The sequence below is a fragment of the uncultured Eubacterium sp. genome (assembly GCF_934561735.1).
In the GTDB taxonomy this organism is placed as follows: Bacteria; Bacillota; Clostridia; order Oscillospirales; family Acutalibacteraceae; genus Eubacterium_R.
Window position 1 is genome coordinate 1 of record NZ_CAKTGT010000002.1, and the last position, 12,252, is coordinate 12,252.

A 12,252-nucleotide genomic window follows, 5' to 3' on the forward strand; every position below is an offset into this window, starting at 1 on the left:
AAAAAATAAAGCTGTCTCGGCTGATGAAGACTATAAATTTTGCTGTTTCTGAACACAACAGCAGAGTTTACAGTCTTATTTTTTTGTAGGTGATAATATGAAATTTAAAAAATATGCAACAAAAACGCTGATGATCGTTATCGGATCAATAATATCCGCATACGGAATTACGCTTGCAATAGGCGCAGGTTTCGGCGGCGCAACACTTGCGATATTGTGGCAAGGGCTGACGAATGTAACAGGTATGTCAATCGGCACATCGTCGTTTGTTGTGGCTGTGGCAATGATAATTTTTGCCTTTTTCTATGACAGAAAGCAAATCAATGTCGGCACAATTCTTTACCAAATCATTTACAGTTTTTTTGTGGATGTATTCACAAAGATTCAGCATTATACAGATATTAAAGCGGTTAATTTTGTTATAATGCTACTTGGCATTGCTATATTTTCGTTCGGAACGGGGCTTTACTCCGCCGCTGATTTCGGCAGGGGCTCATATGAAGCAGTCACATTTTCGCTTGCCGAAAAAAACGGGTGGAAAATCAAAATCGTGCGAATGGTTCTTGATATTATAATGGTAATTATCGGCGTTTTGCTCGGCGGTAAATTCGGAATTTGCACAATTGTCACCGTTTTGCTCTCCGGTCCGATAATTCAGGCAACCGTAAGCATTGTTAAGAAATCAAAGATTTTAAAAAACATTTCTTAAATTTCTCATACAAGCCTGAAAGTGATAAGACATACAAAAAGGACGGAATTCGATTTGAACAAGTCCGTAAAAAATGGACAATAGAAAAAAGGACCCTCTTGATGTAGAATATACATCAGGAGGGATTTTTAATGCCAAGAAATTATCGAAACATAAGTGTTTATGAAAAAATAACAGAATTTGAGCCAATACGAAAATCTTTATAAAAGAATAAATAAAGAATACGGCTTTGCGTACTCCTTTACCATCCTTTGATATTTATTAAAAAACCAAAAAGCTGCAAACGGCAAAAACCATTTACAGCTCAAATATTACTTTTAATATAATTATATCAAATTTTGGTTCAAAACATTTAGTCGCCGGCAGAACATATTGTATTGTTCTTCGGATTCAAACCATTCTTTTTTAACCTCGTGGATTTGGATTTGATTGAGTCCGACTGATTACTTTTTTATAACTTTATATTTAAGATAACAAAAATGCAATAAAATTAACATTTTGCCCTCATTATTGCCCTCATTTGATTTATACGTGTTGGTAAAACAGCCTATTTATAAGGGTTTTGATAATGAAATATTAGCCTCAATTCCTTCTGCCCCTGCCGTTTTAGTGCTTTTCAATGAAAAAATTTTGTAAAACGCTTCGGTTTACATCTATTAATTTTATATTTATATTTTTAAAATAAGGTAAAACTCCTGCTCAAAACAGTGATGAATAAAGTTAAAGGTACCGATGTGGAACAGCTTTTGAGAGAAAGCGGATTAATTAAATAACCAAAAGCATGGGAGGCAGTTTAAATCGAATTGCCTCCCTATTTGAATATTTTATAAGAAATTATTAGTTATGAATTAACGGATAATTTTATTCGATATCCTTGCTTTTTTAGTTTATTTGAAAAATGCAATCTTTTGTGATATTATAATTGTGTTAACAATACTGTGTTTTTTGGTGGTGCAGAGATGAAAATTGCGATTTGTGATGATAATTTGAATATAGTTGATGAGGTTAAGAATTTGCTTGATGAGTACGCTTTGAGCAAAAATCTTTCTCTTGATATTTCGACCTTCAACGACGGACAAGCCGTGCTTGAAAGTGACGAAAGATTTAATATTGCTATCCTTGATGTTGAAATGCCAAATATGGACGGCATTAAGCTTGGCGAAGCTTTGCGTAAACAAAACAAGCAAATTGTACTTATTTATCTTACGGCGCACAGTCAGTATCTTGATTCTGCGCTTAATTTGAATGCCACTCGCTTTTTTGAAAAGCCGATTGACAAGGCTCGTTTTTTCAACGGAATCGACAACGCACTTGAAAGAATAGACAACAGTTCAATCAGCTTTTATATCCGAGATGACAAAACGCAGGTACGAATTTCAGCAGAAAATATCGTTTATGTTGAAATAGAACGCAGAAAAACAAAAATCGTAACAGACGAAAAAGAATATTACACAACACATACGCTTGATTATTTCAAAGAGCGACTTGTAAGCTCGGTTTTTGCCCAGCCTCACAAAAGCTATATTGTTAACTTGAATTATATCACGGCTTATGAGCGAACCGGCATTGTGCTTGATGATAAGTACAAAATACCTGTTTCACGCAGTAAGCAAACGGAATTTCATACTGCTTTTATTAGATTTATGGAGGGCAAGTGATGAATTATTTATGTATCGGACTAAACTATATTTTTGAATTTTTAATTGTTGTTTCATTTTGCAACAGAATGATGGAAAAGAAGTTTAAATATACAAATATTCTGCTTTTCACTTTCCCTTTGTATGTCCTCGCTTTTGCTTTGTATTTTGTTTTTGAAAATATTTTGTTAAACAATATAATTACTTTTTTAATCTACTTTTTCACGATGTTTATCGGATATAAAGAAAAAGTGTTGAAGCAAATAATCTATACTGCTTATTTATGCATAATCAATTATGTATCAGAAGCTGTTTTTGTTCCCTTTATGTTCCCTAAATACACGACAATAACCCAATTTGATACATTATCCGATACACAGATTCTTTTGATTTCGCTGGGTTCAAAAATGCTAAATTTCATTTTTGTTCAATTGTTTATACTTTTGTTGAAGCATAGAGAATTTAACGAAAACAAAAAGCTTTTGCCGTTGTTTATTTATCCTATAATCTCATTGTACTATAATTCTGAAATTTGTGTCTTGACAGACAAATATGATTTTGCAAAATCCGACCTAAATAAATACATATTTATTTCGGTAATGATTACCGTAATGTGTATTGTTATTTTCATCTATTATGATTTACTGAACGAGCAGGACAAAAAGCTAAAGGAATTTGAAAAAGAACAACAATTTGTGGAACTGAACGATTCATATATGCAAGTGCTGGAAAGCCAAAACAACGAAATGCATATGATTGTTCACGATGTAAAAAACCACTACGCCGCCATTGCTTCGATGGATGATGCAAATGAAATACACGACTATATCTCAAGCATTGCAAACGATATACAAAAATATCAGATTGTCAAATTAACAAATAACAAAATGCTTGATTTGCTTTTGAGCAAGTATAAAGTTGAGTGCTCTGCCAACGCAGTTGAATTCAATGCCGAGGTCAAAACAGCAAATCTAAACTATATCGACGACAGTGATTTGTCAATCATCATTTGCAATTTGCTTGACAATGCCGTGCAAGCTGCGTCAAAAAGCAACGCAAAACAAATTTCACTCTCTCTGCGACGAGTGAACAATTTTGATGTGCTGACGGTCACAAACTCCTGCGACGCCGAGCCACAATCCACAAACGGCAAAATAGCCACAAGCAAAAAAGACAAAACCTCCCACGGTTACGGAATGAGGCTGATAGAAAAATACGCACGAAAAAACAATGCCGAATACGAATGGCATTATGAAAACGACAAAAACATATTTGTATCAACATTGATATTCAAAAGATAAAAGTGTTTTCAACAGCCTATAGAGTACACACAAATTTTTGTGTGCACTCTTTTTTATCATTTTTTTACCGATTTTACATAAAAAATAGCACATTTTTGCAAATTTGCAGATTTTTATATTTTTCTGATATATATTAAATGCAACAGAAAGGAGATTTTAGAAATGAAAAAGCTAATATCTGCAATATTAACAGCAACAATAATAGCAACATGCGTTCCGATGATTTCGTATGCAAATGAGAGCACGGATGTAATGAGCGATTACAACGCCGTTGTGTCCGAATACGATGCAGGCAAAAGATTTATCGGCGGAGTGATTCTCACGGAAGATTCGGATGAAGTGATGATTGACGATATGACCGTTTCGTGCGATGAAAAGGTCACCACTGTAGACGGAACCGTTATGGTGCCGATTGACAGCCTGTGCGACCATATCACCGCAACATATATGCCGGCTAACGAATTGAGGGGATATTCCAAAATCGAATATGAAAATTCTGTGGTTTGGTTCAGCGAAACTTCGGGTGTAATCAACACCTGCGTTGACGGCGAAGACAATTTTGAGGTGCTTGATGAAACGCCGTATAAAACCGATGACACTGTTATGGTTCCGCTCGAATCTTTTGCCGACGCATTGGGATATGAAGTTAAAGAAAGCAATCAAGACGGAACTCATTATCTCCTCACTCAACCGTATCAAACCGCCCGTTTGCTTGTTTCAACAAATAAGAGAAATATTAACACCGAGGGTGCACTTGCATCGGTCAGAGATGAAAAAAATGATATAACCGTTTTGCAATATAATACTGCCGAAGAAGCAAAATCGGCAATGGAAAGCCTTGCGGAAACTAAAGGTGTAACAAATGTTGAGCCTGATTGTATTATGTCAACAAATATGTTTGCCGGACTTAATCATGGTAGCGGAGAACTTGACACAACGGCGGGTCACAGAGATGAAGGCGCAAGCGAAGCAATACATGTTGACGATATGCTCGAGCCGTTAAAGAATGAAAAATTGAACAATATAACCGTTGGTGTTATTGACAGCGGTGTTTGCTCAACTCACGAAGCGTTAAAGGACAGAACCATCTGTGCCAATGTTGATTTCAGCTCTGACGAACAGGAAACCTCCGAAGATAATAACGGTCACGGTACGCATGTTACGGGTATTGTACTTGATAACACTCTTGATAATGTTAAAGTTCTTGCTGTTAAGGCTATGAACGGAGAAGGTAAAGGAACAGATTATCAAATATACCAAGCAATGCAGTATGCGGTTAACAATGGCGCAAAACTTCTTAATATGAGCCTTGGCAGATACGGCAAAAGTGATTTGCTTACCGAATATGTTCAAGAACTTTGGAACAAAAACATATCCGTTGTTGTTGCGGCAGGTAATGAGCATTGGTTTGCCGATGAATTCACTCCTGCCGGAATAGTTGAATGTATTACAGTTGCGGCGGTCGATAATGATGTTGCACATAATTTAACAGGAAGATTTACAAACGGCGGTTATCCAACCGACTGTTACGCTCCGGGATTAAATATATACAGCACATGGATATATGATGATAACTTTAAAGGCTACAGGGAATGTACGGGAACATCTATGTCCACTCCGTTTTGTGCCGCCGCTGTTGCAAATATGTATTCATACGACAGTGAATATACGGCACAATATGTTCATGACAGAATAAGAAGCGAATGTCAACCGTTTTTGTCGGGAAAATATGTTCATCATGAATATAAGGATTGGGTAATGGGTGTACTTGATTGCAGAAGCCTTATAGATTTTAACCGTACAGCAATGCCGACGGTAAGCACATATCCCGATTACCTTACGGAAACTCAAATGAACACCATCACTTGTGAAGATGAAAATGCAGAAATTTATTATACTACCGACGGTTCCCGTGCTTCAAAAGAAAACGGCACCTTGTATACGGAACCTATAGCGGTTGATAAAACCATGCGTATTCATGTTATTGCATATTGTGAGGGAAAAGGACAAAGCTATCAGGAATATTACGATTACATTATGGTTGTTACAGCCGATGAGAGCAAGTTCACAAGGGATAACTACGGCGTAATTACATCGTTTGATTATACAAAGGGAGAAGATAAATATCTTCGTATTCCGGATATGGTAAAAGGTGAATATGTATTCGGAATAGGCGACAATGTGTTTAAAGATAACGATGACCTTGTAACAATCTTTTTGCCTGAAAGATGCAATTCAATCGGAGATTATGCCTTTTATGATTGTAACAATTTGGGCAAGGTAAACGGTAAAGGCGTTGAAAATGTCGGAAAATATGCTTTTTATAATTCCAACACAGGAGAAAGAAACAACAATTCAAAAGATGAAATCATCTTAGGTGAATTGAAAAAAATAGGAGCATTTGCGTTTTACGAAACATTCGGATATAAATCATTGGTGTCCGAAAAGTTGACGGAAATTCCGGAATCTGCATTGCAAGGGTGTGGTATTGAATATCTGTATGCTCCGAATGTTACTTCAATAGGCAAAAACGCTTTTAAGGATGACCATTATTTTTCAATGGACTTTGAATTCCCTAAAGTAACAGAAATAGGCTATCACGCTTTTGAAAATTGCAGAGTCCATCACATTGAATTACCGGAATTAACCGATGCTTCGGGTTTGGGTGAGGGTGTATTTTACAACAGCAGTCTTTATTCGATAGATTTGCCTAATCTTGTGGGCGAAATACCTCGTGATACCTTTTTTAAATCTCAATTAAGGACGGTTAATTTGCCGAAAGTCACTTCGGTGGAGGTCGGTGCTTTTGATGAATGTGAAAACCTTAAAGAACTCGTTTTGGAAAATGTAAAAGAATTTAAAAGTAATTTATGGACGGGTATACATATTAAAGGTGTAGGTTATGATTACGGAAATATCGAAAGAGTATCAATGCCTAATTGTGAATCGTTTACAGGTCAGATTTGGTCATATTATCTGAGAGAACTTGATTTGCCAAAGTGTAAAAACCTGCGAAGCGTATATTCAAATTCATTAAAATATGTATATTTGCCTAATCTTGAATATTTGAATGAGTATACATCAAACAAGAAAACCTTTGGCTTTAAATGTCCGAATCTTTTATATGCTTATTTACCAAAACTCAAAAGTATTTCAGGAAATGATGAAGCTACGCATTCTATTTTCCTTGACTGCTTTAATCTTGAAAAAATAGATTTACCGAGTCTTGATTTCGATTCATACAAACCCGAATGTAAGCGTAAACTTATTAACACCATATCCGATTACTCATATGAAGATAAATGTAAGCTTAAAATAGTAAACGCACCGTATTATGCCGATAAAAAAGCATTAGGTATATACGGTCATGGATTTCTTGACGGGAAAATTCCTTCATTTAAAATACTTGAAGATTTGCCGTCAACTCAATCCGGCGGAGATTTAAGTATTGATGTTTCGGGCTTCAACATTTCGTATCAATGGTATTATTCAAAGGACAATACAAATTTTGAGCCGATTAAAGGTGCTGTTAATGAATCGTTCTCACCGTCAAAGCCGGGATATTATTGCGTTGATGTAATCCAAAGCAATTATACACAAAGCGGCACAAAGAGATCTTCTGTATGTAATTACACCGATGAAAGAGTTGTAAATCCTTCGGTTAATTTAACCGTAACGGCTCAAAACGAATTTTCGGTATCTGCCGATAATTACACATATACGGCAGAGAAAAACGGAGAAACATATTCAATCAATGTGTCTGTTCCAAAAGGAAATCTTGTAACGGTAGATTATCTCAACGATGATTTTGAAGCATGGATAAATGATAAAAACCGAACCGTGTCGGACAAAGCGAATTATACTTTCAGAATTGCCGGCGACACCGTGATTAACTGCGTTTCAAAAAATGCGGGCGTTGTATCATTTTACAATGCAAACGGTGACCTCATCTCATCAAAGAAGTTCACAAAATTCACAATCGGTTCTTTCCCTGCCGCACCAACTCTGTACGGTCACACCTTTACGGGTTGGGACAAAACCGCAGAGGAAATTGACGAAGCGGTCAAAGCAGGCAAATCCGTAAAGGTAACGGCTCAATATAAAAAGAATTTGACATACTACAGCCTTGTATTAAACGGCGGAGAGGTAGTAGATACTTCAAGTGACGATTACAACGGCGAAATGTCTTTCAGAGAATTTTCAACCGTTACGGTCAAGGCAAGCTTTGAAACACCGATATTCAGATATTGGGTTGACGGCAACGGCAACATTGTAAGCTATCGCAGCGAATATAAGTTTTATATGTCAAACAATCTTGAATTAACTGCTGTTTACGGCGAAACCCCTGCTACTAAACAACCGATTATTAAGATAACTAAAGTTTTTGAGGACGCAGAAAACAAAAGATTGGTATTTACATCTGAAAGAGATATACCTAATAATTATACGGTGTTAGAACATGGTATTTTGCTTTCCAGAGATAATGAAATTTTAATGGGAAGAATTCCTTTAACTTTAGATTATGACGGTACATTAATTAAATGTACATCTATTACTAAAGGCAATGTAGGAACTTATTCGGCAAATAAAAAGATTGTAGATGAGGTTAGGACTTGGGGTGCGGTTGCTTATGTTATATATCAAAAACCAAACGGAGAAGTAAAAACATTATATTCAGATTTAATAAAGAAAAAATATTTAACCGATAACATTTAAAAAGGAGGTGTTTTTTATCAAAAAGGTATATATTAAACCAAATTCTGATTTTGTTAATTTTACAAATTGTGAAATTATTTCAACAAGCACTACAGAACCCGATATAGATATAGGCGGAGATTATTAAAAAAGCTAAAAAATTGATTTGGGGTAAAGTAAAAGCAATCCTCCTATGGCAGTTCAAATATACCATAGGAGGATTGTTTATTTGATTTTATCAGTACGATTCAAAACTTTAATTTTTGGCAATCCTGTTTTGATAAGTTGAATGTTTTTAAGCCAAATTATCCTTTGGGCCAAGATTTTCTTAATGCCGCATAAGAAATTATAAAGTTGGCGAGCCAGCCTGCCGGTACGGCAAGCCAAACAAATTCAATACCGAAACGCGGAGCAAAAATTAATGCTACGGACAAACGAATTGCAAGGTTAACCATATTGGCAATTAAAAACGGTCGCATATTTCCAAGTCCGCGGAGAACACCGTCTGTTGCCATCTTGATGCCCATAAATATGAAAAAGTAGCCGATCCATTTCATATAATCACCGGATACTTGATATGCCAATTCTGTTCCGTCTTTGCCTAAGAAAAGAGAAGAAATTTGAGTGTGCATTGTTTCGATAATTACAAATGCAAGAACGGCAAAGCATACATCTAACAGCAAAGCGGCACGGTAACCTTTCTTGATACGGTCGATTTTTTTAGCACCAAGATTTTGCGAAACAAAAGGTGACACGGCATTTCCGATAGATACAAATATCAGTGAAAAAACATTTTCTACTCTCATTGTTGCCGCATATCCTGCGAGTGCTTGCGTGCCGAAAGGATTTACAACCGCTTGCACAATCATCATACCGATTGATACTGTTGATTGCTGAAGAATAGACGGAACGGCGATTTTAAGCATACAACGCAGTTCGTTTTTGTCAAACCAATTAAACGGCATTGTGTATTTGCGCATACGGCGAATAAAAATTAAAAGGGAAAGAACGGCGGAAATGCCTTGTGCAATAAGAGTTGCAAGTGCTGCACCAAATACACCGAGTTTTAGACCGCCAACCATCCATAGATCCATAATGATATTCAAAACAGATGAAAATATTAAAAGCCATAACGGAATTTTCGATTCACCGATGGAAGTAAACATGGTTGACAGAATGTTGTACATAAACAAAAACGGAAATCCTGCAAAATAGATACGCAAATACAGCACCGCATCTTTCATTATATCTGCCGGCGTTTGCAATATGCTCATCATCCAATGAGAACTGCAAAACCCAAAAACGCCGAGAAATATGCTTAAAAGTAAAAAACTGATTAATGAAGTAGAAACGATTGTTTTCATCTTGCCGTAATTTTGAGCACCGAAATAACGGCTGACCAGCACGCCTGCACCTACACCTGCACCGAGAGCTATACAAATAAAAACATTTGTAAGTGCGGCACAAGCACCGACGGCGGCAAGTGCAGAAGAACCGACAAATTGACCGACGATGATTGAATCAGCCATATTGTAAACTTGTTGAAAAAAGCTGCCCAAAATCATAGGCATTGCAAAAACAGTTAACGCCTTGAGCGGCGGATCTGTTATTAAATATTCATCTTTTGTCATCTTTATTCTCCTGAAAATCTTTGAACTGTTTCTGCGTTCGTTTTCCGAAAAAGCATCACATATAATTAAAAAGCCAAACAAGACGCAACTATCTCAGTTTGCACCTGTTTGGCTTTTGCTATAACTAAACAATCGCTCCCTGAGCGAACATTAGAAGTATAGCATTGTAAAAAATAATTGTCAATATTAATTAAACATAGGTCAGCCAATTATTCCATCAAAATAAATCAATATAGTTTTATCGTGTCAACGCTTTATATATATATTAATAAATTATAATCGTTTGTTATTGTAATATTTTTCAAAATGCTGTATTATATTATTAGATAAAAGAAAAACGATTTTTGGAGGCTGTACTTTGAGAGAACTATTTTTAAATTCTGATATAACCGATACAGGAGGAATTTTATGACTAATTTATATTTGCAAAAAAAGTCGATAGAAAGAAATAAATTCTATAAGATATTGATTAGCCTTATGGTTTTGTCGTTTTCTGCGTTTTTATTGTATTCGTTTATTTCTTGTATAAATGATGTTAACATCCCATCTTTGTATATGTTAGGTAATACATTATACACATTGCCTTATTTAATAATATTCTTTATATTTTTCACATTTGAATGTTCTTACAAACTCAATAGGTACTATGAGCCTATATGCATTACCAAAAAAGGTATGAAGTGTGTATACAAAAATCAGTTGCAATCAATTTTTTTGTATGATTTGTTGCTGTTTGCAGAGGCTTTATTGTTTAATGTTATTTATATTTTTGTGAATAAACAGTTTTCACTCTCTTTAGTGATACATACTTTAGTTGTTTTGATAATTTACTTTTTGTTGTGCATTTTGTCTGCAATATTTATTGGCTTTTTGCTGTCGAAAATAAAGGGCAGATTTGTTTCATATATCATTATGCTTATTATAGCTATATCGGAAACAAACCTTATGGACTCGCTTTCTGTCGGCGTTTATAATTCAACCGGCACAGACATAACAAAATCCCTTAAATTTTTCAATATAGCTCCCGCTTCAATCGGTTGGACTCCAAATATGCATTCGGGATATATAATAACTTTGGACAAGTTTTCTCAAATATTGTTTTTTATATTTTTGGCATTGCTTTTTTACTGTTTAACTGATAATGAAATTTCAAAGAATAACAAGATATTAAAAAGCACGATTTGTTCTTGCCTGTGTGTAATAACATTAGTCGGATATATATTGCCGTTTTCTGCTCCGCAAATGAATTTGAGCGCTTCGGGTGTGTCGGCAGATAAAAGATATTACGAGAACAATGAACAAGTTTCGGAACCTGCCGATTTTAGGGTTGAAAGTTATGATTTGGAGTTTAATTTCAGAAACGACTTAAACGCCGTTGCAACAATCAAAACAGATGATTTTAAAGACGAATACAAATTCACTTTGTATCACGGATATAAAATCAGTAAAATCACCGACAGTAACAATGATGAGTTGGATTTTACAAGAGATTCGGATTATCTTACGATAAAAAACACTTCAAAATCCAAACTGATAAAAATATATTATCATGGTTCCTGCGATAAATATTACAGCAATTATTTATCCGTATTTCTTCCGGGAAATTTTGCGTTTTATCCTATTCCGGGATTTAACGAAATATATAGCACACATTCATATTCCGGATTTGATAATTTATCACTTCCGTATGAAACCGATTTTAATGTTACTGTTCATTCTTTGAAAAAAGTGCAATGTAATTTAAAAAGCGGAACTAATAACGAATTCAAAGGAAAAAGTGATTCGTTAACATTGTTGAGCGGATTTATTAATTGTGTTGCAATCAATGAAACTCAGATTTATTATCCGTATTTTAACGATGCGTATAACAGCGACACCATTAATGAAAAATTAGAGACTTTTGTTTCGGAAAATCCGAACATCAAGAAAATATTTATTATTCCCGATATAAATTTGGAAGATATTGAATTTGCAAAAACTTTCAATGATTATATGATAACTGCGTCGATTGACGATATAGACAGATTGAGCTTTGTTTCCAAAATCAGTGCAAACAAGATGGAGTTATACGACGCCGTAAACGCTTATATGAATTATCCCGAATACTTTGAGTTCTTAAAAGAGAATTCTTCCGAAGAATTACAAAAAGCAATTCCTGTTTTGGAAGAAGTTTTAAAAAATGATTATGACGGTAAAAAGCTCGAAAAAATAAATAATTATTTGATTGATAATGCTGATGAGAGAAGTTTTTCGGAATTTCTTTGCGAATTGAGGTGATT

Annotated in this window: 6 protein-coding genes; 5 read left to right on the forward strand and 1 reads right to left on the reverse strand. The window is 35.1% G+C overall.

Going from position 1 to position 12,252, the window contains the following annotated elements:
- The first annotated feature begins 97 nt into the window (after positions 1–97).
- From Q0E08_RS01880 to Q0E08_RS01895, 4 genes are all read left to right on the forward strand, one after another.
- On the forward strand, positions 98–709 hold the full coding sequence (locus tag Q0E08_RS01880) for a YitT family protein (RefSeq protein ID WP_294775614.1): 612 nt from the start codon (positions 98–100) through the stop codon (positions 707–709).
- Positions 710–1,668: 959 nt separating this feature from the next.
- Positions 1,669–2,367 (forward strand): LytTR family DNA-binding domain-containing protein, encoded by a 699-nt coding sequence (locus Q0E08_RS01885; protein WP_294775617.1) that lies wholly within the window; start codon positions 1,669–1,671, stop codon positions 2,365–2,367.
- 386 nt (positions 2,368–2,753) lie between these two features.
- The gene (locus Q0E08_RS01890; RefSeq protein WP_294775619.1) at positions 2,754–3,647 is read left to right on the forward strand and encodes a sensor histidine kinase; all 894 of its coding nucleotides are present in this window, start codon (positions 2,754–2,756) and stop codon (positions 3,645–3,647) included.
- A 162-nt stretch (positions 3,648–3,809) separates the two neighbouring features.
- Positions 3,810–8,363, forward strand: coding sequence for a leucine-rich repeat protein (locus Q0E08_RS01895; RefSeq protein WP_294775622.1), 4,554 nt, complete (start codon positions 3,810–3,812; stop codon positions 8,361–8,363).
- A gap of 284 nt (positions 8,364–8,647) precedes the next feature.
- Here the strand turns inward: Q0E08_RS01895 and Q0E08_RS01900 are convergent, their stop codons facing one another.
- Complete coding sequence (locus Q0E08_RS01900; protein WP_294775625.1) at positions 8,648–9,973, reverse strand: MATE family efflux transporter; 1,326 nt, start codon at positions 9,971–9,973, stop codon at positions 8,648–8,650.
- Positions 9,974–10,918: 945 nt separating this feature from the next.
- On the opposite strand from Q0E08_RS01900, the gene Q0E08_RS01905 reads away from it, so the two are divergent.
- Complete coding sequence (locus Q0E08_RS01905; RefSeq protein ID WP_294775628.1) at positions 10,919–12,250, forward strand: hypothetical protein; 1,332 nt, start codon at positions 10,919–10,921, stop codon at positions 12,248–12,250.
- Positions 12,251–12,252 lie beyond the last annotated feature (2 nt).